The organism is Flavobacterium plantiphilum, assembly GCF_046000495.1.
In the GTDB taxonomy this organism is placed as follows: Bacteria; Bacteroidota; Bacteroidia; order Flavobacteriales; family Flavobacteriaceae; genus Flavobacterium; species Flavobacterium plantiphilum.
The window spans coordinates 89,922-115,495 of the sequence record NZ_JBELQA010000009.1 but is presented as its reverse complement, the minus strand read 5'-3'; the positions used below and the strand labels follow the sequence as shown (position 1 = coordinate 115,495).

General features: G+C 34.6%; 18 protein-coding genes. 5 read left to right on the top strand and 13 right to left on the bottom strand.

Annotated features, from left to right (window positions below; translation table 11 throughout):
- Together ABS764_RS14775 and ABS764_RS14770 are read right to left on the bottom strand one after the other, a co-directional pair.
- Positions 1 to 2,244, bottom strand: a complete 2,244-nt coding sequence (locus tag ABS764_RS14775) for a TonB-dependent siderophore receptor (protein WP_408082563.1) — start codon at positions 2,242 to 2,244, stop codon at positions 1 to 3.
- Positions 2,245 to 2,420: 176 nt separating this feature from the next.
- Positions 2,421 to 3,806 carry an alpha/beta hydrolase family protein gene (locus tag ABS764_RS14770; protein ID WP_408082562.1) on the bottom strand — a complete coding sequence of 462 codons (1,386 nt, stop codon included), beginning with the start codon at positions 3,804 to 3,806 and terminating at the stop codon, positions 2,421 to 2,423.
- 214 nt (positions 3,807 to 4,020) lie between these two features.
- Between ABS764_RS14770 and pafA the strand changes: the two genes are divergently transcribed.
- Positions 4,021 to 5,634: an alkaline phosphatase PafA gene (gene pafA, locus ABS764_RS14765; protein WP_408082561.1), complete on the top strand. Its 1,614-nt coding sequence runs from the start codon at positions 4,021 to 4,023 to the stop codon at positions 5,632 to 5,634.
- Positions 5,635 to 5,692: 58 nt separating this feature from the next.
- Here pafA and lysA read toward each other — a convergent pair whose 3' ends face one another.
- The 3 genes from lysA to gltB form a co-directional block, all read right to left on the bottom strand.
- Positions 5,693 to 6,913, bottom strand: coding sequence for a diaminopimelate decarboxylase (gene lysA / locus ABS764_RS14760; RefSeq protein WP_408082560.1), 1,221 nt, complete (start codon positions 6,911 to 6,913; stop codon positions 5,693 to 5,695).
- A gap of 209 nt (positions 6,914 to 7,122) precedes the next feature.
- Positions 7,123 to 8,577 (bottom strand): glutamate synthase subunit beta, encoded by a 1,455-nt coding sequence (locus tag ABS764_RS14755; RefSeq protein WP_408082559.1) that lies wholly within the window; start codon positions 8,575 to 8,577, stop codon positions 7,123 to 7,125.
- Positions 8,578 to 8,581: 4 nt separating this feature from the next.
- Positions 8,582 to 13,096 carry a glutamate synthase large subunit gene (gltB, locus tag ABS764_RS14750; protein ID WP_408082558.1) on the bottom strand — a complete coding sequence of 1,505 codons (4,515 nt, stop codon included), beginning with the start codon at positions 13,094 to 13,096 and terminating at the stop codon, positions 8,582 to 8,584.
- A gap of 423 nt (positions 13,097 to 13,519) precedes the next feature.
- Between gltB and sucC the strand changes: the two genes are divergently transcribed.
- From sucC to ABS764_RS14735, 3 genes are all read left to right on the top strand, one after another.
- Positions 13,520 to 14,713: an ADP-forming succinate--CoA ligase subunit beta gene (sucC, locus tag ABS764_RS14745; RefSeq protein WP_408082557.1), complete on the top strand. Its 1,194-nt coding sequence runs from the start codon at positions 13,520 to 13,522 to the stop codon at positions 14,711 to 14,713.
- A gap of 323 nt (positions 14,714 to 15,036) precedes the next feature.
- Entirely contained in the window at positions 15,037 to 15,375 is a 339-nt protein-coding gene (locus tag ABS764_RS14740; protein WP_408082556.1) for a hypothetical protein, read from the top strand.
- 323 nt (positions 15,376 to 15,698) lie between these two features.
- Positions 15,699 to 16,040 carry a hypothetical protein gene (locus ABS764_RS14735; RefSeq protein ID WP_408082555.1) on the top strand — a complete coding sequence of 114 codons (342 nt, stop codon included), beginning with the start codon at positions 15,699 to 15,701 and terminating at the stop codon, positions 16,038 to 16,040.
- Positions 16,041 to 16,119: 79 nt separating this feature from the next.
- Here the strand turns inward: ABS764_RS14735 and ABS764_RS14730 are convergent, their stop codons facing one another.
- The 3 genes from ABS764_RS14730 to ABS764_RS14720 are packed head-to-tail and all read right to left on the bottom strand — an operon-like array spanning position 16,120 to position 18,684.
- A complete protein-coding gene (locus ABS764_RS14730; protein WP_408082554.1) occupies positions 16,120 to 16,590 on the bottom strand; it encodes a DUF1456 family protein in 471 nt (156 codons plus the stop codon).
- Between the two features lie 54 nt (positions 16,591 to 16,644).
- Entirely contained in the window at positions 16,645 to 17,667 is a 1,023-nt protein-coding gene (locus ABS764_RS14725) for an aminotransferase class I/II-fold pyridoxal phosphate-dependent enzyme (RefSeq protein ID WP_408082553.1), read from the bottom strand.
- Positions 17,668 to 17,673: 6 nt separating this feature from the next.
- The gene (locus ABS764_RS14720) at positions 17,674 to 18,684 is read right to left on the bottom strand and encodes a dipeptide epimerase (RefSeq protein WP_408082552.1); all 1,011 of its coding nucleotides are present in this window, start codon (positions 18,682 to 18,684) and stop codon (positions 17,674 to 17,676) included.
- A gap of 320 nt (positions 18,685 to 19,004) precedes the next feature.
- On the opposite strand from ABS764_RS14720, the gene ABS764_RS14715 reads away from it, so the two are divergent.
- Positions 19,005 to 19,409, top strand: coding sequence for an excinuclease ABC subunit B (locus ABS764_RS14715; protein WP_408082551.1), 405 nt, complete (start codon positions 19,005 to 19,007; stop codon positions 19,407 to 19,409).
- On the opposite strand, the gene uvrB is transcribed toward ABS764_RS14715, so the two are convergent.
- From uvrB to ABS764_RS14690, 5 genes are all read right to left on the bottom strand, one after another.
- Complete coding sequence (gene uvrB / locus ABS764_RS14710; RefSeq protein WP_408082550.1) at positions 19,406 to 21,397, bottom strand: excinuclease ABC subunit UvrB; 1,992 nt, start codon at positions 21,395 to 21,397, stop codon at positions 19,406 to 19,408. The two genes, ABS764_RS14715 and uvrB, sit on opposite strands and share 4 nt — an antisense overlap.
- 303 nt (positions 21,398 to 21,700) lie before the next feature.
- Positions 21,701 to 22,279, bottom strand: a complete 579-nt coding sequence (locus ABS764_RS14705) for a YdeI/OmpD-associated family protein (protein ID WP_408082549.1) — start codon at positions 22,277 to 22,279, stop codon at positions 21,701 to 21,703.
- A 51-nt stretch (positions 22,280 to 22,330) separates the two neighbouring features.
- Positions 22,331 to 23,620: a nucleoside hydrolase-like domain-containing protein gene (locus tag ABS764_RS14700; protein ID WP_408082548.1), complete on the bottom strand. Its 1,290-nt coding sequence runs from the start codon at positions 23,618 to 23,620 to the stop codon at positions 22,331 to 22,333.
- 165 nt (positions 23,621 to 23,785) lie between these two features.
- Complete coding sequence (gene rlmF / locus ABS764_RS14695; protein ID WP_408082547.1) at positions 23,786 to 24,760, bottom strand: 23S rRNA (adenine(1618)-N(6))-methyltransferase RlmF; 975 nt, start codon at positions 24,758 to 24,760, stop codon at positions 23,786 to 23,788.
- A gap of 136 nt (positions 24,761 to 24,896) precedes the next feature.
- Positions 24,897 to 25,559, bottom strand: a complete 663-nt coding sequence (locus ABS764_RS14690; protein WP_408082546.1) for a thiamine diphosphokinase — start codon at positions 25,557 to 25,559, stop codon at positions 24,897 to 24,899.
- Positions 25,560 to 25,574: the final 15 nt, after the last annotated feature.

Sequence of the window (25,574 nt, the reverse complement as noted above, 5' to 3'; positions counted from 1 at the left end):
TTATAATTTGTATTTTAAACTAGCCATTATTTGACGAGGAGCGATTGGATTTACACTGTAATTTTCGTGTACGGTATAGTTCAATTCGTTAGTAATATTTGATAATTTGCATAAAATAGATATTTTTTTCCATTCATAACCTACAGAAGCATCTACAGTAGCATAACCTTTTAACGGAATGTCTCTGTCTTCGATAGTTACTGTATATGTTTTCGGAGTGGTTGCGGGTTTATTTTCTGTCCAGACATAACGGTCATTCCATCCTCCGGTTCTGTCTCCGATATAATTTGCGATAGCTCCAAAACTTAATCCTTTTAACATACCCCCAGGGAGTTTGTAGAAAAAGCTTAAATTAGCAGTGTGTTTTGGTGTTCGGGCTAAAATATCACCTACTACAAGACTCCCGTTGGTTCCTGACGATTTAGAAATTTTTGTTTCATTAAAACTATAGCCTGCCAGAATGTTTAACCCTTCAACAGGTTTAGCAGTAACATCAATCTCGAAACCTTTTCCTTTTGTAGCTCCTACTAATTCTTTTAAGTTGTTGTTTACGTTCAGTGTCACTCCGTCGGCCTGAAATTGAGCTGTCTGAGCTAAATTATTGTTGGTTATTTGGTATAAAGTAACATTTGTACTTAAAATTCCTTTCCAGAAATCTTTTTTGATTCCCACTTCATATTGATCAATAATTGTAGGTTCTAATGGTTGTAAATCAACTGTTGTCCCTGTATTTGGAGTAAAAGAATTCGAATAACTGGCAAATAAGGATGTTTCTTTATCAGGTTGAATAACCAGTCCTCCTTTTGGAGAATAAGCTCTGTTTAATGTTTTAGCACTAGTTGTTGTAACTCCGGTAGCGTAAACTTCGGTATCAACTTCTGCTTCTTGCCAGGACCAACGAATGCCTCCCAAAACTTTAATATAATCAGTAATTGATATTAAATCCTGTGCATATGCTCCAAAACGCTGTGTATTAGTAGTCGCTAGTTGTGTAGATTGTGAGAAAGGAATGTCGGTACTTTGTGTGCTGTAATCATAATCAAAAAGATTAATTGTACCATAATCTGCTAAAGCAAAAGCAAAGCTATAACTTGGTGCAATCGAATTTTCATAATCAACGCCTGTAAATATTTGGTGTTTGATGCTTCCTGTGTAAAATGTTCCTTGTAAGCTTAATTGATCTCCAAAAATTCTTTCGGCTGCATCGGCTTGAGTTAATCCACGTTTCCAGTCTCCACTAGAAGTGACACCATTCATCTGAGCTGTAGATTTTTGTGTTCTTCTGTACGATTGAAATGAACTGTTGAAACTTAATTTCCAGTTTTTATTAAAATCATGATTGAATAATATAGAAGCACTGGCTGACTTCGTATTTCCGGTTGACCATAATGCTCCAAAGTAAATGTTTCGCGGAAGATCTAAAACAGTTTCTCCAATAATTCCGGTACCAAAATCAGGAGTCCAATCGGCACTTAAATAATCTCCCTGAACAGTAATATGTGTTTTTTCAGAGATGTTAAATAAAAAGGAAGGATTAAAATAGATACGATCGTTTTTCACGTAATCTCTAAAACTTTTTGAGTTTTCATAAGATCCGTTAAAACGATAAGCTATATGTTTATTCAACGGGCCATAAAAATCAATGGAAGGCTTGTAGAAATCATAGCTTCCAATCTGCATGGAAATCTCACCGCCTTTTGTAAATTGAGGGGTTTTAGTAACTAGATTTAAAATCCCTCCAGGGGCAACATTACCATACAATAATGCAGAGCCTCCTTTTAAGAATTCTACTCTTTCTAACGATGAAACCTCCGGAATTGAACCGGCATTATAACGAAATCCATTTTTAAACATATTATTGGCTCCCATATCATAACCTCTTGACCAAAAAGATTCCTGAGCTCCGCCACGTGCAGAACCTACATAGACACCATTGGCATTTTTAATCACCTCACTTAAGCGGATAGCCTGTTGTTGTGTGATGATTTGATTGTCTATGACCTGAACACTTTGTGGTAAGTCCATAGGTTTAATTCCAGATCTTGCTGCTGATACCGGTTTTTGTGGTTTGTTTCCGGTAACGATAATCTCATTTAAGATTTCTCCTTTTTTGTTTTTAATAGTGTCAAAAGGAGTAGAGTTAATTTGTATTGAACTTTGATGTTCCTGTGTAGAAGCTACTTCCTGAGCTTGAGCAGATAGAGAAAATAATAGTGCTATTGAAGGCAGAAAAAATCTTTTCATTATTATTTGGATTTATTTAAAATAACGGTGCAAATGTATGAGCTAAATTTGGTTTTACAATGTGTTATTTGGAATAAATTAAAATAATAATTAACAAAATAGTTAGAAGTTGTTTGGTTTTTTTTAACGGTGTTTTTGGACTTAAAAAAAGACAGAATTTTTTTATCTGTCTCAATTTACTCATTCTGGTTTTTTATCAACCTTGGAGGGTTCAGATAATTTTTAAAGAAACTGTAAAGAGTGTTTAAAGCAAAAGCTGTTTCCGGTACAGCATGTCCTTTTCCGTAATTTACTAATGTAGCAGTGGGAACATTCAGCTTGTCTAATTTATTTTTAAGATGTGCTATCTGATCCTGATAATAAAGGTCGTCATCAGTATTGTAAAAAAACAGCGTAGGAGCAGTGGCAGCTGTTTCAACCAAAGAATAAGATCCCATAGACTCCCATAGTTCACGGTTTTTTTCTAAAGATCCCCAAACCCAGGGACATCTTAATTCCATATTTTTATCCCCGTCATTGGTTTTGTCGTAAATAAGTGTGTAATCAAAAACTCCGGGACCCAGCGCTGCAGCTTGTACAGCATCTGAAACACCAACATTAAATCCGGCATTTTCCAGTGCTGGTACTTCTTTGTCGCCAATAGCCATAGAACCTGCAGTAGAACCTCTTGAAAAACCGAAAACACCTATTTTGTCCGAAAGTCCCATTTTATTAGTAAAAGCACGTAAGGTTCTGACGGCTGATTTAACTTTTTGAGCTGCGTCAGGGTTAGTTTGATATGATTTATAAGTGTCATTAGCCCCATTAATTGGTTTCCCTTTGCCCCACGGACAATATTTAGGATGATCGGCAATAGCCCAGGCCATCCCATGAGCAGGAGTTCCTTCAAGAAAAGAGTCATTAAATCCTCCAAACGTGTAAGCAAGATTTACTCTTTGATCTTTGTACGCATCGGTTAATTTTCCTTTTTCCTGATCGTAATTTGCATAGCTGTTGCTGTAAGAAAAGGATAAAATAGTAGGTACTTTTACCTTTGGATTCGCCGGATAAATAATATCCATATGCAATGAATCTCCAACTGTATATTGTTCCGGTGTATTATAAACAGTTGGATCATCAACAAAATAGCTGACATCTCTGGCTATACGATAACCTTCAAATAAAACATATGATTTGTATTGTGAGCAATTTTTGAAGTTACAAAAACTTCCTGCCGAAATAGAGTCATTTATAGCAATAATGTCTTCGTTTATTTTTAAAGCTTTTGCATTTTTATTTTTTTTATAATCCAGTTCGATTACACGGTATCCCTGAGAGAGTAACCACTGAACATCTTTTTTTATGCTGTTTTGTCCAATTTTTTTAAAAGAAAGATTTTTTAAATACACTACTGTTACATAATTGCCGGCGTAATCTTTTATTGGATTTTTGGATTCGGTTGCTTTGTATGCAATAGTAGTCGCTGTAGCCTTGCTATTCCATTTACCGGTAGCAGCACAGGAACTAAAGCTTATCAGAATGCCAAATAAAATTATAAAAAATAGTGGATAAGGGTATTTCATTATATGCTTGTTTCGATTTTTCTTTTTAATCTCAGAGGATTATCACTTTTATAATTACAAAAATAACTTTTTAAAACATGCTTTGTATAAGCAAGCGTATATTTTGGTTCTGTATTACTGTTGTTTTTTTCTTCATTTAATGGTTTCCATAACTATTTGATAATATTAGCTCTTGGTTTAATTTGTATTTTTGCTTTTATATCTAAATTTTATCATGAAAAGAATATTTTTACTTTTTGCCTCACTGGCAATATTTAATGGCTCTGCGCAGCAAAGACCCAAACTGGTAGTAGGAATTGTGGTGGACCAGATGAAGATGGAATACCTCTATCGTTTCTCGGATGATTTTTCAGCGAATGGTTTTAAGAGATTAATGAATGATGGTTATGTATTTCATAATACGCATTATAATTATATGCCTACTTATACAGGTCCGGGTCATGCATCAATTTATACCGGAACAACTCCGGCAATTCATGGAATTGTAGGGAACACCTGGTTTGATAAATCTATAAGTAAATCAAGATATTGCACAGATGATGCTTCTGTTGCAATTTTGGGAACAGGAGATTCAGATGAAGGTCAGATGTCTCCGCTTAATTTACAAAGCACTACCGTAACGGATGAATTAAGAATGGCAACTAATTTCAAAGGAAAGGTTATCGGTATAAGTGTGAAAGATCGCGGAGCTATACTTCCTGCGGGACATTTTGCTAACTGGGCTTTTTGGATGAGTGATTCAGGAAATTTTATTTCCAGTACTTTCTACGGAAAACAACTACCTGATTGGGTTTCTGAATTCAACGCAAAAAAGACGTATGAAACTTATTTAAGTAATGAATGGACTTTGTTTAAACCGGAATCTGTTTACAGCAAAAGTTTAGCAGATGATAATCCGTATGAAGGTCTTTTATACGGAAGTAAAAAACCGGTTTTTCCTTATAATCTAAAAGCAATGTATGCTGAAAAAGGAGCAAAGGTGATTAAATCTACTCCTTTTGGAAACAATATCGTTGCTGACTTTGCCAAAGAAGCCATCGCAAAAGAGAATTTAGGTCTGGATAACGATACTGATTTTTTAGCTGTTAGCTTTTCTTCAACGGATTATATCGGGCATTTAACCGGACCACGTTCCAGAGAAATTCAGGATACTTATTTGCGTTTGGATGAAACTATTGCCGATTTTCTGGCTTATTTGGATAAAAAAGTGGGTAAAGATAATTACCTGTTGTTTTTGACAGCTGACCATGCGGCTGCAGAAAATGTGAATTTCTTAAAAGACAATAAATATGCAGTTGAAGCTGTAGATTATAAAAAGTTATCCACTCAGTTGCGAGAATTCTCTAAAACTACATTTGGATCCGACTTAATTTTGAATTACTCCAATTATAATTTGTTTTTTGATAAAAATCAAATTACGGAAAAAGGACTTTCATTAGATAAAGTGAAAAGTACTTTTAAGGATTTTATAATGAAAATGCCACAGGTAAAACGGGTGTATGCCGAAGAAGAAATTCTGGCAGGAACAACTGCAGATTATTTTTTAAATTATATTACTAAAGGTTATGATCCTAAACAAAATGGAGATTTGGTTATTTTAGATAAGCCGGGTTATATTGAACATGAAGGAAAAGGAACTTCTCACGGAACTCCTTATAGCTATGATACGCATGTACCTTTGTTATTTTATGGCTGGAATATTAAAAAAGGTGAATCTTTTGATAAAAAAGTAATTACTCAGATAGCACCAACCATTGCTCAGAAAATTAAAATTGATTTTCCTAATGGAACTGAAGCGAATGTGCTGACAGAAGTTTTAGGAAACTAAAAGACATGAAAAAAGGGGATTTTAAAGTCCCCTTTTTTTATGATTTTAATTCTTGTATTTACTGTTTTGTTACAGATTCCGGCAATGGAATTTGATTTTTTAATAAATCTTCAAATGTTTCATGAGCTCTGATTAAATGACCTTCTCCGTTAATCCATAAAACCTCTGCTGGTTTGTATCTGGAATTATAGTTAGAAGACATAGAATAACAGTATGCTCCGGCATTTCTGAAACAAAGAATGTCGCCTTCGGCAATTTCCTGAATTCTGCGGTTGCTTGCAAAAGTATCGGTTTCACAAATGTATCCTACTACAGAGTAAAAACGCTCTTTTCCTTTTGGATTCGAAATGTTTTCGATATGGTGCTGTGAACCGTAAAACATAGGACGAATTAAATGATTGAAACCGGAATCAATTCCTGCAAAAACAGTGGATGTAGTTTGTTTTACTACGTTTACCTTAGCCAGAAAATAACCTGCCTCACTCACTAAAAATTTCCCTGGTTCAAAAATCAACGTTAACTCTTTACCGTATTCATCACAAAAAGCATTGAATCTTTTCGATAATTTTTTTCCTAATTCTTCGATATCGGTCTCAATATCATCTTTTTTGTAAGGAACTTTAAATCCGCTACCAAAATCTAAGAACTCAAGATTTTTGAAATTTCTTGCAGCATCAAATAAAATTTCAGCAGCATACAAAAATACTTCGATATCTAAAATATCAGAACCGGTATGCATGTGGATACCCACGATGTTCATATTGGTGTTTTCAACAATGCGTACTAAGTGTGGCAATTGATGTACTGAAATACCAAATTTACTGTCAATGTGTCCTACTGAAATGTTTTCGTTACCACCCGCCATAACGTGAGGGTTAATTCGGATACACACAGGAACTGTTGGGTGTTTTGTACCAAATTGTTCCAGAATAGATAAATTATCAATATTAATTTGAACTCCTAAAGCGTGTACTTCTTCAATTTCTTCAAGAGAAACACCATTTGGAGTAAAGAATATCTGATCCGGAGAATAACCTGCATGAAGTCCTAATTGTACTTCCTGAATAGAAACAGCATCCAGACATGATCCCAATTCTCTCAACAATTGAAGAATAGAAACGTTAGACAATGCCTTCATAGCATAATTGATACGTAGTTTTTCTACTTTAGAAAAAGCTTTTGTTAATCTATTGTACTGTGATTTTATTTTTTCGGCATCATACACATATAATGGGCTGCCAAATTGTTCTGCTAATTGAAGTAAGTCTTTTGATTGCATTGTTGTTATTTTTACACAAATTTATTATTCTTTATTGATACCACAATAGATAAAAATATTTCTAACAAATTGTAACAAATTGTTTTAAAATAAACATACAACGTTGTAATTATTACTATTTAAACAAAAGGAGAGTTTGAATTATCGCAAAAACAAAAAAGGCTATCTGAAATTGCTTTCGGATAGCCTTTTTTAAAGATTTATAAGTTTTATAATGGAGGTAAATCTCCACCTTCTTTAGTAGGAAGGTTAGTAGTTCCCATTAAATACAAATCAACTTCTCTTGCAGCTTCACGGCCTTCAGAGATTGCCCATACAATTAATGATTGTCCTCTTCTCATATCTCCCGCAGTAAATATGTTAGGAACATTTGTTTGGTAGTTGTTTGCTTTGTAATTGCTTCTGAAATCAGTTTCAAGACCTAATTGTTCTGCTAAGTTTTTCTCTGGTCCTGTAAATCCAAGTGCTAATAAAGCTAAATCACAAGGCCATGTTTTTTCAGAACCTTCAATTTCGATTAATTCAGGACGTTGTCCCGGAACCATTTTCCATTCTACATTAACCGTTTTTAAAGCGATTAATTTACCATTAGCATCCTTAATGAATTCTTTAGTATTGATTAACCAGTTTCTTTCAACACCTTCTTTGTGAGAAGAAGAAGTTTTTAACTGTAACGGCCAGAAAGGCCATGGAGTAGATTCGCTTCTTCCCACTGGTGGTTTAGGCATAATCTCAAAGTTAGTTACTGATTTTGCTCCGTGACGGTTAGATGTACCCACACAGTCAGAACCTGTATCTCCACCACCAATAACGATCACATCTTTACCGGTAGCCATAACTTGGTTTTCAATTTTTTCACCAAAAACTACTTTAGTCTGTTGTGTTAAGAAATCCATCGCCTGAACCACTCCGTCAGCATCTGCTCCAGGAGTAGGTAAGCTTCTTCTTTCAGTAGCTCCACCGCAAAGAACGATAGAATCAAATGCTTTTAAATCTTCTATTGAGTAGTTAACCCCAACATTTGTATTTACTTTAAATGTGATTCCTTCTGCTTCCAGAATGGCAACTCTACGGTCGATAATTTCCTTTTCCATTTTGAAGTTAGGAATTCCGTAACGAAGTAGTCCACCAATTGCATTATCTCTTTCAAAAACAGTAACAGTATGACCTGCTCTGTTTAATTGTTGTGCAGCAGCTAAACCTGCAGGACCTGATCCTACTACAGCAACTGTTTTTCCGGTTCTTACTTTTGGTGGTTGAGGTTTAATCCATCCTTCAGCAAAAGCACGCTCCACAATATTTTTTTCTATATTTTCAATAGAAATCGGATCAGCAATAATTCCTAATACACATGCTTTTTCACATGGTGCCGGACATAAACGTCCTGTGAATTCAGGGAAGTTATTTGTTGAATGTAGTATCCAGGAAGCTTTTTGCCATTCACCCTGGTGTACCATGTGGTTGAAATCAGGAATTAAATTCCCTAATGGACATCCACTGTGGCAAAAAGGAATACCACAATCCATACAACGTGATCCTTGTTCAGTAATTTCAGCTTCACTCAAAGGAACTGTAAATTCTTTATAATGTCCTACACGCTCTTGTACTGCTGTGTATGATTCATCTTTTCTTTCGAATTCTTTAAAACCTGTTACTTTTCCCATTGTATTATGCTGTTAATTCTTCTACCATTTGTACCTCTGTTTCCAAACGCTTTAATGCTTTTTTGTACTCTGTAGGCATTACTTTTACAAAATTTTCTAAGCTTGTATTCCAATCACTTAATAATTCGATACCCTTTGTACTGTTTGTGTACGCCACGTGTCTTTCAATTAAATGTTTTAATTCATCAGCTTCGTTTCCTTCAACTGTTTCAAATTCGATGGTTTCAGTATTACATAAACCATTTTTGAATTTGTGTTCAGGATCATAGATATAAGCGATACCTCCACTCATACCTGCAGCAAAGTTTCTTCCTGTTTTACCCAGAACAACTACTTTTCCACCAGTCATGTATTCACATCCGTGGTCTCCAACTCCCTCAACTACAGCTACTGCTCCTGAGTTACGAACTGCAAAACGCTCTCCGGCAATACCGTTGATGAAAGCTTCTCCTTCAATTGCTCCAAATAGACAAACGTTTCCTACGATGATGTTTTCAGAGGCAACAAATGTTGCTTTTGCAGGTTTTTTGATGATTAATTTAGCTCCGGATAAACCTTTTCCTAAATAATCATTCGTATTTCCTTCAACAGTGAAAGTTAATCCATGAGCACTAAATGCTCCTAAACTTTGTCCTGCAGATCCTGTAAAATGAATATTTAAAGTGTCTTCTGGTAAACCTAAATGACCATATATTTTTGAAATCTCGTTACTAACAATAGCTCCCACTGAACGGTCGGTATTTTTAATAGGATATTCTAAAGACATTTTTTCTTTTCTGTATAAAGCACGGTGAGAATCTTTTAAGATTTGGAAATCCATCACATTGTCTAATCCATGATCTTGTTTCTCAGTGTTACGAACGGTCATTTCTTTGTAAGATGCCGGGCGGTGCAGTATAGATGATAAATCTAGACCTCTTGCTTTATAGTGTGTAATGGCTTTGTTAGAGTTGATTTTGTGAGTCTGGCCAATCATTTCTTCCATAGTTCTGAAACCTAAAGAAGCCATAATTCCTCTTAATTCTTCCGCTACATAGTAGAAGAAGTTAATTACGTGCTCAGGAGTTCCTTTAAAGTTTTTACGCAATTCTTTATCCTGAGTTGCAATACCTACCGGACAAGTGTTCAAGTGGCATTTACGCATCATGATGCATCCGGAAGCTACAAGTGGAGCAGTGGCAAAACCAAATTCTTCAGCACCTAATAAAGCTGCAATAGCAACATCACGACCTGTTTTTAACTGTCCGTCACATTCTACAACAATACGGCTTCTTAAGTTATTTAATACCAAAGTTTGTTGTGCTTCGGCTAATCCAAGTTCCCAAGGAAGACCTGCGTGTTTCAATGAAGTTAATGGAGAAGCTCCTGTACCACCATCATAACCAGCAATTAATACTACGTCAGCTTTTGCTTTAGCAACACCGGCAGCAATTGTTCCAACACCAACTTCAGAAACCAGTTTCACGTTGATACGTGCTTCTCTGTTAGCATTTTTCAAGTCGAAGATTAATTGTGCTAAATCTTCAATTGAGTAGATATCGTGGTGTGGCGGAGGTGAAATTAATCCTACGAAAGGAGTTGAGTTACGAGCCGATGCAATCCAAGGCAATACTTTTTCACCTGGTAATTGTCCACCTTCTCCAGGTTTTGCACCCTGAGCCATTTTAATCTGAATCTCTTTTGCACTGGATAAGTAGTGAGAAGTTACTCCAAAACGTCCCGAAGCTACTTGTTTGATAGCTGAGTTACGGCTGTCTCCGTTTACATCTGGCTGGAAACGGGTTCTGTCTTCTCCCCCTTCACCTGAATTAGATTTACCTCCAATACGGTTCATAGCGATAGCTAAGTTCTCATGTGCTTCTCTGGAAATAGATCCGTAAGACATCGCTCCGGTTTTGAAACGTTTTACGATATCAGTCCATGGTTCTACTTCGTCTAATGGAATTGGATCCAGATTATCGAATTCAAATAGACCACGAATAGTCATTAAACTCTTAGCCTGATCATTTACGCTTTTTGAATAAACATCATAACTGTCCTGATCGCTTAAACGTACTGCCTGTTGCAATTTAGCAATAGTAGTAGGGTTAAACATATGTCTTTCCCCATTACGTCTCCATCTGTATTCTCCTCCAATGTTTAATCCTAAACGGTTGGGAACTAATACATCCGGATAAGCATATTTATATCTTTCGTTTATTTCTTTTTCAATTTCGTACAATCCAATACCTTCAATTCTTGAAGCTGTATAAGGGAAGTATTTTTCAACAAATTTAGAGTTGAAACCAACGATTTCAAAAATTTGAGAACCTCTGTAAGAATGTAACGTAGAGATTCCAATTTTGTTCATGATTTTTAAAATACCTGAACCAATAGCTTTGTTGAAGTTATCAACTGCTTTTTGTTCGCTAATTCCGGTAATAAATCCTTCCTGTACCTGTACGCGAATGATTTCATTAACCATGTAAGGGTTAATCGCACTGGCTCCATATCCAAACAATGTGGCAAAATGATGTGGCTCACGTGGTTCAGCTGATTCGATGATGATATCAAAATAAGAACGTTTGCGTAGACGGTTCATCTGATGATTTACATAAGAACAAGCTAATAATGCAGGGATTGGGGCAAACTCTTTGTTTACACCTCTGTCTGATAAGATTATTAAGTTTGTTCCTCTTTCTACAGCTTTTGTAATCTGGATAATAATATCTTCTAAGGCATTTTCTAAACCATTTAAACCTTTGTCTTTAGCATAAAGGATTTCAATAGTTTCTGCTTTAAAGTGATCGATATCAATATTTCTGATTTTTTCTAAGTCGTCGTTAGAAATAACCGGATTCTGAATTCTTAATTTTCTGCATTGTTTGCTGGAAATATCAAAAATATTTCTGTCTTGACCTAATGCTAAACTAATATCAGTAACAATTTCTTCACGGATACCATCCAAAGGTGGGTTAGTTACCTGCGCAAATAATTGTTTGAAATAGTTAGGGATTAATTGAGGTCTGTCTGATAATACAGCAAGAGGAGTGTCGATACCCATAGAACCCAAAGCTTCTTTTCCAGCTTGAGCCATTGGAGTAATCATATCCTGAATATCCTCTAATGTATAGTTGAATAAACGCTCTCTGGTCTTTAAATCGATAGTTTCAATTGGACAAGCTTTAGTTGTAGTAGGAACGTCTTTTAGGTTCAAACGATATTGTTTCAACCATTCTTGGTAAGGTCTTTCAGAAACAATTTTGCTTTTAATTTCCTCATCATTAATAATACGTCCTTCGTTCATGTCAACCAGGAACATTTTACCAGGTTCTAATCTACCGTGGCTTTCTACATCTTCAGGATCAACTGTTACAACACCAATTTCTGATGCCATAATCAATTTACCACTTTTAGTAACAGTATAACGGGAAGGTCTTAAACCATTACGGTCTAATAAAGCTCCTACGTAATCTCCGTCAGAGAATGGTACAGATGCTGGTCCGTCCCATGGCTCCATGATACAGGCATTGTATTCGTAGAAAGCTTTTCTTTCGTCAGACATGGTTTTATGTTTTTCCCATGCTTCAGGAATCATCATCATCATTACTTCCGGTAATGAACGTCCGGTGTGAGTTAATAACTCCACAACCATATCCATAGAAGCAGAATCTGATTTTCCTGGAAGAATGATTGGGAATAATTTTTCTATTTGTGGACCAAAGACATCACTTTTCATGATTTCTTCACGTACACGCATTCTACTCACGTTACCTCTTAAAGTGTTAATCTCACCATTTTGACACATATATCTAAATGGTTGGGATAACTCCCATGTAGGCATTGTATTCGTAGAGAAACGCTGGTGTACCAATGCAAGACGGGTAACCAAATCCGTTTGTTGTAAGTCAGTATAATATGGACCAATATCCTCAGGCATGATAATACCCTTATATATTAAGGTAGTAGTAGATAAACTTGGAACATAAAAATAAGAACTTTGCGATATTTTTGAATTAGCAATAGTGTGTTCTGTAATTTTACGGGCTGCATATAATTTAGCTTTAAAAGTAGCCTCATCTATAGATTCACTCTGACCAACAAAAATTTGTTCGATAGTAGGTTCAGATGCTAAAGCAATCTCTCCTAACTGAGAAGAATCTACAGGAACTTCTCTCCATCCTAAAATAGTAAGTCCTTGTGCTTTAATTTCTTTTTCAAATATGTCTTTACAAAAAACGTACTGATTCTGGATTTTAGGCAAAAACACCATTCCTACAGCATATTCACGTGGAGCAGGCAATTTGAAATCACAAACTCTGTTGAAATATTCGTGAGGAATGTCAATCAAAAGTCCAGCTCCATCTCCCGTTTTTCCGTCAGCACTTACACCACCACGGTGCTCTAGTTTTACTAGAATTTCTAATGCGTCGTGTATAATTTGATTCGTTTTCTCACCTTTAAGGTTGCAAATAAAACCAGCTCCACAGTTTTCATGCTCGAATTCTGGCAAATAAAGGCCTTGTTCTTTAAGTTTCATGCTTGATAATTTTTTCTACAAAAATAGATATTTCATTAAATATAATCCATCCATTGAGGCTATTATGGGCTACTTTTACAGGAATAATAGAAAAATGTATAATAAATAATAATAATTGCATTATTTACCTCATGTATTAACAAATCGTTAATATAGTCTTGTTTTTTGGGTGATATTTTGACAATTATTTCTGATTTTTTTAAATTGAATATTGTAAAATTCCATGTAAAAACGTCAGTTTGCTTCTTTTTTCGCTACAAAATCTTTTTTTTGCTGAAAAAATGAACGCAAAAGCATTTTTTTTTAACTTTATTTATAAGATATTTTAAATCGCTAAAAAGATTTCAGATTTAAGTTCATTTTTGCTACTTTTGTCGCACTCATATTTTGAAATAACTTCAGAATCCAGACAAATTCTATATTATGAACATACACGAATATCAAGGAAAAGAGATTTTAGCAAGCTACGGAGTTCGCGTTCAACGCGGAATCGTTGCCAATAATGCGGTTGAAGCTGTTGCTGCTGCAAAACAATTAACTACCGAAACAGGAACAAGTTGGTACGTTGTAAAAGCCCAAATTCACGCAGGTGGACGTGGTAAAGGCGGCGGGGTGAAACTTGCTAAAGGAATCGATAAAGTGGAAGGAATTGCTAGCGAAATTATCGGAATGCAATTAATCACTCCTCAAACTTCTGCAGAGGGTAAAAAAGTACATAAAGTTTTAATTGCTGAAGATGTGTACTACCCGGGAGAATCTGAAACTTCTGAGTTTTATGTATCTGTTTTGTTAAACAGAGCTACAGGACGTAACATGATTATGTATTCTACTGAAGGTGGAATGGATATTGAAGAAGTTGCTGAGCATACACCTCATTTAATTTTTACTGAAGAAATTGACCCGACTGTTGGACTACAAGGTTTTCAGGCAAGAAGAGTTGCTTTTAACTTAGGTCTTTCAGGAAACGCATTCAAAGAAATGGTGAAATTCATCGATGCATTATACAAAGCTTATATTGGTTCTGATGCTTCAATGTTTGAAATTAACCCGGTATTAAAAACATCTGATAATAAAATTTTAGCGGTTGATGCTAAAGTAAATATTGATGATAACGCATTATACAGACAAAAAGCTTATGCTGAAATGCGTGATATTCTTGAAGAAAATCCAATTGAAGTAGAAGCTAAAGAAGTAGGATTGAACTATGTAGATCTTGACGGTACTGTAGGTTGTATGGTGAATGGTGCGGGTCTTGCTATGGCAACTATGGATTTAATTAAATATGCAGGTTTTGAACCGGCTAACTTCCTTGACGTAGGAGGAACTGCTGATGCTAAACGTGTGGAAACGGCTTTCCGTATTATTCTTAAAGATCCAAACGTAAAAGCGATTTTAATTAACATCTTTGGAGGAATCGTTCGTTGTGACCGTGTTGCTCAGGGTGTAGTTGATGCTTATAAAAACATGGGTGATGCTATTAAAGTACCAATCATTGTTCGTTTACAAGGTACGAATGCTGAAATTGCAAAAGAATTAATTGACAACTCTGGTATGCCAATTTTATCTGCAGTGCAATTCCAGGAAGCTGCTGATCAGGTACAGGCTGCACTTTCTTAATAAAGAAACTTAGTTATATATTAGAATCCTGTCTCGTTGCAAAACGAGACAGGATTTTTTTTTGTTTAATCATTTATAATTGTGTTAATTTAATATTATCAGGCTAATTAGTATTTTTTATTTACTGTTTTTCCTGTTTTTATGAGATTAATTAAAAATTAGTTCTCCATTTTTATAGAGCTCTTATTTTTTAAGCGGATAGTTTTCATACTTGATAAAAAGTAAAAAATAAAGGTTTTTATGATTGGGTTAAGTAATTGTTTTTGTGGTTTTTATGTTGATAAACAGTAGTAATTTTGAACTGTAATTAAAAACTAAAAATCATGAAAAAATTATTTTTATCTGTTATTGTTGCTTTGTTTATGAGTACAGCATTTGCTGCTAATAAGTCTCCCAATACAGCAAAAAATTTTGATGAGACTTACAGAGAACTAACTAGAATGTTAAATACGTATCCAAACTTTGGAGGATTAGATCAGGATGTTGTTGTAAAAGTAAAAATTGCTATTAATGAGAAACATGAAATTGTAGTGATGAGTACGAATACAACAAATGAAGAGTTAAACTACTACATCAAGAATACTTTAAATTATCAAAAGTTGTTAGCTGATGAATTAGAAGTAGGGAAAGGACTTGTTTTTCTGGTGAAGTTTACCAAGTAAATTTTTAAACTAAAAAAAGCAAAAATCCCGGGTTCATATCCGGGATTTTTTTGTTTTAGACGTTTTTTTAGATAAATTATTCGCAAAGTTTTGTTTGTTTTGGCTGTTTTAACTAATTTTTTTTCGTCTAAAAAGCTTTTTTTATATGAATAATGAAAAATAAGATATTTTTTTTTATCGGACTTCTATTTTTTGTGCTGTAATATTTTGTGTCTCGTAAAACTTACTATATCAGTTAATTAGGTGTTTTTTGTACAACGCTTTTTTCTACTTTTATAATGAAATCTTGAAACAATTTAATTCTAATTAAAAACTAAGAAATCATGAAAAAACTAATTCTATCAGTTGTTGTTACTTTATTTTTAACAACAGCATTTGCAGCAGAAAAATCACCTAATAACTCAACAGCTTCTTTAAGTGAAACTTACAAGGAAATAACTAAGATGCTTAATAGTTATCCAACATTTACAGGGTTGGATCAGGATGTTTTGGTAAAAGTAAGAATTGCAATTAATGAAAATCACGAAATTGTAGTGATGAGTACTAATACCTCTAATGAAAGTTTAAATTATTTTATTAAAAATACATTGAATTATCGAAAATTATCTACAGATGAACTGGAAGTTGGTAAAGGACTTGTTTTTCTGGTTAAATTCACTAAATAAATGAAAATACATAGAAAATAAAATCCCGGATGCTGTCCGGGATTTTTGTTTTAAGTTACTTAATGAATTATAAAAAACTTTATTTAGTTTTTTTATTTTTACCGTTATTGAACTTTACTTTTTCTACAATCTGTACTTTTGGAGTCGCTTTTGAATTGTTGTTCTTAAAAGGTTTTTTAGCTGTCGAAACTGATTTGGCAGGCTTTTGATCTGCTCTTCCTTTTTCGGCATCTTTAGCAGCAGCTTTAAATTCAGTTCGCTCTTTAGTACTTTCTTTTTTAGGAATTTGTGCTTTATGTTTTGCTAAAACATCATTTGGATTTTTAGGATTTTCTTTTGTTCCACGCAAATGAATAACTAGTCCATTTAAGAAATTGCGTAATACCTGATCACCGCATTCCATATAATTGGGGTGTTTTTCATCACGAAAAAAAGCTCCTAATTCTGATTTGGAAATTCTGAAATCAACTAATTCCAGTATTTCTACAATTTGGTCATCACGCAACATTAATGCTACGCGTAATTTTTTAAAGATATCGTTGTTTGTCATTGATGTGTTTTTTACAAAGGTACGTTATTATGACATTAGCTTATCAATTTCGTTTTAGTATTGATTGAGGATTTTTATTATTCGGTCCAAATCCTTCTTTTTATGATTTGCTGTAATTATTATCCGGTTCAAATCTGTATCAGAAGTATATTTGAAATGCGTAATAATAATTTTATTTGAAACTAAAACTGAATTGATATTTTCAATGCGTGGATAAATCACAGGGTAATTTTTATCAAAAAGAATATTAGTATTTGAAATTAATTTTGAATCCAGATAATCCAGGTTTTGTTTTAATTTTTTGTTTTGGGCAAAATAGAGTTTTTTTGCATCAACGATAGTTTTTACAAATGCAGGATTCATTCCGGCACTGGATACAAAAATATCATTTTCTTTCAGTTCCGAAATAAAACTGGAATCAGCAGCAATTACGCCACCGGATAATCCCATGGCTTTTCCCAGCGAAGCAAGCGAAATTTTGCGTTTGATGTTGGGGTGATGTAACATCGAAAAAATTCCGCTGCCATTATTACCTAAGATTCCGAGTGAATGTGACTCATCAATAACAACGGTTATTTCTTTATGCGCCGGAATTTGTTTTAAAACAGAAAAATTTACGGGAGTAACAGCATTAGCATTTACTGCATCTGTAAGAATGGTTATTTTTTCAGGTTTTTCGTCTGATAAACGCGGATTTAATTGGTTGTTTATAAAAAAAGGGAGACTTTTTTTGTGGCTTATTGCGACATGTGTATCAGGAAAATGAAAAAAAACATCCGTTTGAGATTCTAAAGTGTTAAGTACTAATTGTCCGGCAAGCATTCCGGATGAAACTGTAAGAGCTGCTTCGGCCTGAATAAACTGAGCTAAAAAACGTTCTCCTTTCTCATAAGCGGTTAATTGAATATTGGCATTTCGCGAACTTCCGTATGCCGTTCCCCAGCGGGCAATATTTTTAAAAAGTATTTTTTGAAATTTTTTATTTGGCGGTAAACCTAAATAAGCCGTACCGCCAAAATACAAATAGTTATCACCATTAACTTTTAATATCCGGTTCGGAAATTGTATTACTTTCATTAATTGTTATTTAAGAACAACTCCTGTTCCATTTAAATTAGAGTATCCAATGACTCCTTTTTCAATCTGTACACCGTTTGCAATATCTTCAGATAAAAGTAATGCTCCATCCATGTCTACATAATCCAATTGTGGTAATAAATGGGCAATTGCCGAAATACCAACAGAGGATTCTGTCATGCAGCCTACCATTGTTTTCAATCCTAATTTTTTGGCTTGTTGTATCATTCTTCGTGCAGGTGTCAGCCCGCCGCATTTTACTAATTTAATATTCACACCATGAAAATGATTGTAGCATTTGGATATATCCTGTTCAACAATACAGCTTTCATCAGCTATAACAGGTAATACGGAATGCTTGAAGATAATTTCATGTCCTTTCCAGTCATCGGCTTTTAGTGGCTGTTCCAGAAATTCGACCCCAAGCTTTTTTAATTCTACTGCATTAGTCAGTGTTTCTTCTATACCCCATCCGCAATTAGCATCGATTCTAAAAACAGCATCAGTATGTTCTCTTAGAGCTTTAACAATAGCTATATCTTCGCTGGTGCCTAATTTGATTTTATATATTGGCCACGGTAATTCTTTCATTTTTGATACCATTTTATCGATAGAATCAATTCCTATGGTATAATTTGTTAATGGATTTTTCTCAATATTATAATCCCATAGTTCGTGGAGTTTTTGTCCTTTTTTTCGGGCGTATAAATCGGTGTAAGCCATATCTAATGCACATAAAGCAAACATATCGTGCTTTAAATAAGGATATACTTTTGCCCAAAAATCTTCAGGAGTTTCTTCAGTGGTAGTTTCTATTAGGTTTCGGATTGCTTCTAAATCCTGTTTCATCATAGAGACACTGATGTTGTAATAAGGATTAGAGGTTGCTTCGCCATATCCTGAGAATCCGCCATTTTTTAACTGTACAATTAAGGAAGGCTGAATATCAATAGATTCTCTGGAAATTGTGAAAGTATGCTTTAATTGTAGCTCGTATTCTTTAATAATCAATTCCATAATAGCGCGTTTGATGATAAAATTAAGCTATAAAAATGAATATTTTTTCACGATATAGCAGAATTTTGATTTTCTGATTTTTTTAATCTCATTTTGCTTATATGATAAAAAAGGATATTGATAAAAGTGTTATCTGTAAAAGAGGGTTTTTCAGATTGACTTTTTTTAAACTAAAAGTTAAAATATTTCAATATATGAATGTTTTTTAACTTTTTTACTGTATGAAAAAAATGTGATTTTTCAATTAAATTGTTTAATAAAGGAGTTTTCTTTGGGTTATTATCATAAAAAATGATATTTTAGCTAAAATTATTTATGATATGGATACTTGTGAACAAAAGAAGAAATTGCTTTTAGAAATGATCGCCTTCGCTTCAGTTGATGGTCAATTGAGTAAAAAAGGGTATGATTTTTTATTTTTGATAGCCAATGAACTCAATTTTGAAAAAGGAGGATTTATAGATTTATTAAGTCATGAATTGCCTCCATTGCCGGATAATTTAAAGCTGCACAGAATCAAGCAATTTTATCAGCTGGTGTTATTTTTTCAGGATGACGGTATTTTATACAAGCAGGATCCGGATTTAATTATCCATATTGCCATTAGTATGGGCTTAGATACAGATGCTGTAAGGATTTTGTTGAAAAAAATGAAAAATGCACCTAATACCATCATTCCTGATGATGCTTTATGGAATATTTTTCATGATGAATCCGTGTATTAAACCAGCTGTTCTTGTAATTTTTTTATTTCATCTCGTAATTTTGCGGCTTGCATAAAGTCGAGTTCTTTTGCGGCTTTTTCCATTGATTTTCGTTTTTCACGAATTCGTTTTTCTATTTCGTCTTTGGATAAATATTCGTTTACCGGTTCTGCTGCCGTATTTAGCGTGTGTCCCAATTCGTATTCCACCAGTGGGTTTTTGGTAAAGGCACTGTCTATTTTCTTATTCAATGCCTGTGGAATGATGTTATTAGCGGTATTGAAATTAATCTGTTTTGTTCTGCGATAATTGGTTTCGTCAATCGTTTTTTGCATGCTATCTGTAATTTTATCGGCATACATAATAGCTTTTCCATTTAAGTTACGTGCTGCACGACCAATAGTTTGCGTTAACGAACGATGACTGCGCAAGAATCCTTCTTTATCAGCATCTAAAATAGCTACAAGCGAAACTTCAGGTAAATCCAAACCTTCACGCAATAAGTTGACACCGATGAGAACATCAAAAATTCCTTTTCGTAAATCCTGCATGATTTCAATTCGCTCCAGCGTATCGACATCAGAGTGAATATAGCGGCAACGAATACTGACTTTAGTTAAGTATTTTGCTAATTCTTCAGCCATTCTTTTGGTTAAAGTGGTCACTAAAACCCGTTCATCCAGTTCGCATCGTTGCTGAATTTCTTCAATTAAATCATCAATTTGATTCAAACTGGGACGAATTTCGATAATAGGATCTAATAATCCCGTAGGACGAATCACTTGTTCTACATATACACCATCGCTTTTTTGTAATTCATAATCAGCCGGAGTTGCCGATACATATATGACTTGGTTTTGCATGGCCTCAAATTCCTCAAACTTTAAAGGACGGTTGTCCATAGCGGCCGGAAGTCTGAAACCGTATTCCACTAAATTTTCTTTCCGGCTTCTGTCGCCTCCATACATAGCATGAACCTGAGAAAGCGTTACGTGACTTTCGTCAACTACCATTAAATAATCTTTTGGGAAATAATCCAATAGACAGAAAGGACGCGTTCCGGCCAATCTGCCGTCCAGATAACGGGAATAATTTTCGATACCGGAACAATAACCCAATTCGCGAATCATTTCTAAGTCGAAATTAGTTCGTTCTTCCAGTCTTTTGGCTTCCAGATGTTTGCCTATTTCTTTAAAATAATCTACTTGTTTAACTAAATCTTGCTGAATTTCCCAAATAGCGCCTTGTAGCACATCTGGAGAAGTCACGAACATATTAGCCGGATAAATAGTGAGTTTGTCAAATCGTTCAATCACTTGAGCCGTTTGAACATCAAAGCTTTCAATTTCCTCGATTTCATCACCAAAAAAGTGAATCCGATAGGCGTCATCTGCATAACTTGGGAAAATTTCCACAGTATCCCCTTTGATTCTGAAATTACCAGGTGTAAAATCGGCTTCGGTTCTGGAATACAAACTTTGCACCAAGCTATGCAATAATTTGGTTCTGGAAATTTCCTGATCTCTTTCTAAAGCAATGACATTTTTTTGAAATTCGACAGGGTTTCCGATACCATACAAACAAGAAACAGAAGCTACCACAAGAATGTCTCTACGACCAGAAAGTAGGGAAGAAGTGGTGCTTAAACGCATTTTTTCCAACTCTTCGTTGATAGATAAATCTTTTTCGATAAAAACCCCTGTAACCGGCATAAATGCTTCGGGTTGGTAATAATCGTAGTAGGAAACGAAATATTCTACTGCATTATTAGGGAAAAACTGTTTGAATTCCGAATACAACTGAGCGGCCAGGGTTTTGTTGTGTGCCAAAACTAAAGTTGGACGTTGTACTTCCTGAATAACATTGGCTACTGTAAAGGTTTTTCCGGAACCTGTAACCCCTAAAAGCGTTTGAAACTTTTCGCCATCTATGATACCTTGCGAGAGTTTGTCAATAGCCTGGGGTTGGTCTCCCATTGGTTTGTAATCCGATACGACTTGGAAATTCATTTGTTTTTTGTTGCAAAGTTTGAAGTTGCAAAGTTACAAAGTTTATTGGCAATAAAGTATGATGATGATGACAGCGTAAATTGATGGCTCATTTTTTCTTTTTGTAAAAAGAAAGTAACCAATAAATATTAATAACAATCAGTATGCTAAGAATCAATCCAACATATATAAATTCTTTCGTAGAAAGATTTTTAAATTGAGGTCTTTGTATTTTTTCATTTATTGCTATGCAATAAGGAAGCAGTAAAAATATTGTAAAAAATAAAAAGATTAATTTTCCAATTAATTTCATTTGTCTACTGTTTAATCATCTAATCCTTTTCCATTAAGAATTTTTTCAAGATACTTTTCAATTCGGGCTTCACGGGTTTTAGCTTGTTTTGCCGAAGAAAAATATAATAAATAGGCTTTTTGACGTCCTGGAGTTAAGGCATGAAATGCTTCTTTTAGTTCGGGCATATCTTCTAAAACAGTCTGGAATTCTTCCGGCATATTGAATTCTGCGGTGGTTTTCATTACGACTTTTAAACCTGCTTTTTCTATAGCAATCGCTTCCTGTATGTAAGCTTTGATAACTGATTCTAATTTTTCAATTTCTGCTACATTTTTAAACCGAAGTTGTCTTCGATCCTGAACATTCTCCGTTTGTTGAATCAGAATTTTTTTTTCGTCCTTCATTAAAACCCCTTTGAAAAATAGTAAGGCGCAATAGTCTTTGAAACCGTGAATTAATACCACGTTAGCATTGTCTAAGGTATAACAGGGATGCATCCATTTGAAATCTTCCTCTAGTTTGCATTCTGTAATTATTTCTCTTAACAGTGTCATTTCATCCTGCCACTTTTTTGCTTTGCTTAAAAATTGGGCTACTTTAGGATTCATAGTTTTTTTATGTAAGAGTTACTATTCAGGTACGAAAAAAATATTATTCCATTATTTTAACCAATCCCAACGTTTAGTCCAATCTTCCAGAATGGCATTGCGCCATTTTAAAATGGTTTTTCCACCTTGAATTTTTCCATCAAATAGAGAACTGTCTGATTTGTCACTGTACCAGTTGTTGCCTAAAATATAACTGTCTTTTTGTTGTTTGCCAGGCCATAAATTAGTCACTACAATATCGCCTTCAAGACCATTGAGTTCGGCAATTTCGGAACGAATTTGATAATGTATGTTTTCTGCTTTTTTAGGAATGTATCTTATGGCATAATCGCCATTTCCTAAATAGTAACCAGACCATTTTTGGATATTATTTCCGTATGGTATTTCCATAGTAAAACAAACAGTATTGATAGGAAGTTCTTTTTTTGGACCTTTTAAATGCATTTCAATAATGGAACAATAAGCGACAGTGTCTTTTAGAGTTGTTGTACCGTGGTAGATAGTTCTAGGGCTATGTGTTATTTTTTCAAAGCTGCCTCCCCAGCTTTCTCTGCCTGGATTATCAGGATTTCCATCCATCAGGTAAAATAAAGAAGGAGAGTCACCCATTTTGATCTCTCCGTCATAATAGCTTTTAAAGTCTTTTCCAAGATGACCTGCTCCCTGAATGGCAGTATCAAAATAGTCAGAGGTTTTAACAGTATCGGGTTCATTATTGTGCGAAAAGAAACCGTAATAACTAGAGTTAACTTCGATAAAGAACAAGTTAGGAAAGTTTTCTACGATGTAGGCATAGCTGTTAGCGCTCCATTTTTTGTTGGGACCGCCTATCCAGTATATTTTGATTTTATGCTGAATTTCAGGTGCATCGTGCAAAGCTTGTGCAATATCTTCAAGACCGCCCCAGCCTAAAACCCATAAAGGTTGATCGCTTTGTTTTTTGGCACATTTAATAATCCAGTCGGAACCTTCGGTTGCTTTGGTGAATCCTGAAAAAGAAGCGTTGCCTTTAAGCCCCTGTTTGGTAATGGAGCGTAAATATTTTGGCTGAGCCAGCTTTTTATTGTGTTTTTTTAGTTTTGGAAGATCTTTTTCATAAAGGTCAATCATTCTAAGAATCTCTTCTTTATTTCCGTCGCCATAGGAAGGAGATGAAACCAGACCTTCTAATTGAAACAAATCACTGTACATAAGTAAATGCGTCATAGACTGATTGTCATCAGGATCAGTACCTCCTATATCAGTACTTATAAGAACCCTGGGCTTTGTAGGTGTTGGATTTTGTGCTACAATTGAAAATTGTACAAAACAAATAAATGTCAGTAAAAACAGCTTTTTCATATTTTTTTGTTTATAATCGATGTTGGTTTTTTTTCTAGCTGACTAATATTTCAATTAAAAACTGTTTAATTGAAAAAAAAGATGCGTTAAAGATATTTTTTTTTGATAAAAAAAACAAGTAAAAGAAAATAAAAGAAAACAAAAGAAAATAATAAAAAGAATTTTTTAAAAAACAGAGGGTTTTATTTCAAATTCCCAATCCTGTTGTTGAGTTTCGGTCAGGAAAGACCAGGCCAGAATACGGCTTATTTTTTGCCCTTGAGTCATATCTATGGTTCTTATCTGGGCAGCATTAACTTTGTTTAAAGTTTTGTATAAACTTTTCAGATGTGATTGTTTTGAAACAAGTGTGGTAAACCAAAGACACTGCATGGGGTAACGGGCGCTTTCATAAATCATTTGGGTAATAAAGCCCAGTTCGCCGCCTTCGCACCAAAGCTCTGTATTTTGTCCACCAAAATTTAAAACGGCTTTGGTGTTTTTTTTATCTTCCAGATTATTTACTTTTCGCAGACTGCCTTTGCCGGCCTCTTCGGCTGATTTATGAAAAGGTGGGTTGCAAATCGTGAAAGCAAATTTATCTTCGGGAGTGATGATGTTTTTAAAGATATAACGTGATTCTAATTGTTGCTGTAGACTAATTGCATCAGTCAGTTCAGGATTTGCTTCGATTATTTTAGTACAATTGTTCAGCGCATTGTCATCAATATCGGTTCCTACAAAACTCCAGTCATAGACTGCATTACCAATTATAGGATAAATACAATTAGCTCCCACACCAATATCTAAACCTTCTACTTCATTTCCTGTTGGTATGATTCCGTTATTGCTTTCGGCTAATAAGTCAGCTATGTAATGAATGTAATCTGCTCGTCCGGGGATGGGAGGACAAAGGTAATCCTGAGGGATATCCCAGTTTTGAATATTATAATAAGTATGTAATAATGCTTTGTTTAATGCTTTTACCGCTTTCGGAATGCTAAAATCAATAGTTTCTCCCAAAGTGTCGGGATGATGTTCGTTGCGATGGACAAAAGATTTTAGTTCGGGACAATTTTCAATCAGCAACATAAAATCATAGCGTGATCGATGTTGGTTTCTGGGATGTAAATTGATTTTCTCCGTGATTGCTTTAGACATCTTTATTTTTTAATTTCGGTGCAAAGGTACAATTTTCAAATTTGTTTTCGCTTTCCAAAGTGTTATTTTAGAATGAATTAGCTGTTAAATTTTTGCAATCTGAATTTAAGGTAAATAAAAAAGTTTTCTCTGTGTATTAATCCGTACATTCCATTAATAACAAATCGCCTTGTTGGTGTTCTATCATTACTAAACCATCCTGAGCCACATGATTGCTGCTTCCGGTTCGGTAACCAATAGTGAGACTGTCTCCTTTAAGCGGATAGAATAAATTTTCAGAATAAATTCCGCTTACATGACCTATGGGGATTAATGAAATAGGTGTATTGGCTGTATACCATTTTTCGAATTTACGGGGTAATAAAAACACTTTAGAATGATCGTCTAATATGACGATTTTTAGTTTGTCACGATAGCGTACAATATTAGTTAGATTTGTAATGGTGTGATCAGTACGTTTTCCTGTTGCCCAAACTACATTAACAGCCGAAAAGTTTTTTTCATACAAATAATCGAAAGCTTTTTCTAAGTCGGTCTTATCCTGGTCCGGAGTATGTACAATTTCCAGCGGATATTGTTTTTCTTTGTAATGGTCAGGGTCAAAATCCCTATCGAAATCCCCCAATAAAACATCAATTTTTATGTCGAGTTCCATTACCCTGTCAATGGCTGAATCTAATACAATTACCAGCGGCGACCATTCCAGTAACTGACCTAAAAGTTCAGGGCTGCAGGAAGCGCCATTGGCAATAATTAAAGCCGGTTCCTGATCGTCGCGAACAATATGGTGTGATGACAAAAGAATGTAGATTTA

Excerpts from the sequence above, each read along its gene's own strand:
- pafA (WP_408082561.1), top strand. The coding sequence starts at position 4,021 with ATGAAAAGAATATTTTTACTTTTTGCCTCACTGGCAATATTTAATGGC.
- ABS764_RS14775 (WP_408082563.1), bottom strand. The coding sequence starts at position 2,244 with ATGAAAAGATTTTTTCTGCCTTCAATAGCACTATTATTTTCTCTATCT.
- ABS764_RS14740 (WP_408082556.1), top strand. The coding sequence starts at position 15,037 with ATGAAAAAATTATTTTTATCTGTTATTGTTGCTTTGTTTATGAGTACA.
- ABS764_RS14705 (WP_408082549.1), bottom strand. The coding sequence starts at position 22,279 with ATGAATCCTAAAGTAGCCCAATTTTTAAGCAAAGCAAAAAAGTGGCAG.
- ABS764_RS14755 (WP_408082559.1), bottom strand. The coding sequence starts at position 8,577 with ATGGGAAAAGTAACAGGTTTTAAAGAATTCGAAAGAAAAGATGAATCA.
- uvrB (WP_408082550.1), bottom strand. The coding sequence starts at position 21,397 with ATGAATTTCCAAGTCGTATCGGATTACAAACCAATGGGAGACCAACCC.
- gltB (WP_408082558.1), bottom strand. The coding sequence starts at position 13,096 with ATGAAACTTAAAGAACAAGGCCTTTATTTGCCAGAATTCGAGCATGAA.
- ABS764_RS14700 (WP_408082548.1), bottom strand. The coding sequence starts at position 23,620 with ATGAAAAAGCTGTTTTTACTGACATTTATTTGTTTTGTACAATTTTCA.
- lysA (WP_408082560.1), bottom strand. The coding sequence starts at position 6,913 with ATGCAATCAAAAGACTTACTTCAATTAGCAGAACAATTTGGCAGCCCA.
- rlmF (WP_408082547.1), bottom strand. The coding sequence starts at position 24,760 with ATGTCTAAAGCAATCACGGAGAAAATCAATTTACATCCCAGAAACCAA.
- ABS764_RS14720 (WP_408082552.1), bottom strand. The coding sequence starts at position 18,684 with ATGGAATTGATTATTAAAGAATACGAGCTACAATTAAAGCATACTTTC.
- ABS764_RS14735 (WP_408082555.1), top strand. The coding sequence starts at position 15,699 with ATGAAAAAACTAATTCTATCAGTTGTTGTTACTTTATTTTTAACAACA.
- ABS764_RS14770 (WP_408082562.1), bottom strand. The coding sequence starts at position 3,806 with ATGAAATACCCTTATCCACTATTTTTTATAATTTTATTTGGCATTCTG.
- ABS764_RS14730 (WP_408082554.1), bottom strand. The coding sequence starts at position 16,590 with ATGACAAACAACGATATCTTTAAAAAATTACGCGTAGCATTAATGTTG.
- ABS764_RS14725 (WP_408082553.1), bottom strand. The coding sequence starts at position 17,667 with ATGAAAGTAATACAATTTCCGAACCGGATATTAAAAGTTAATGGTGAT.
- sucC (WP_408082557.1), top strand. The coding sequence starts at position 13,520 with ATGAACATACACGAATATCAAGGAAAAGAGATTTTAGCAAGCTACGGA.
- ABS764_RS14715 (WP_408082551.1), top strand. The coding sequence starts at position 19,005 with ATGGATACTTGTGAACAAAAGAAGAAATTGCTTTTAGAAATGATCGCC.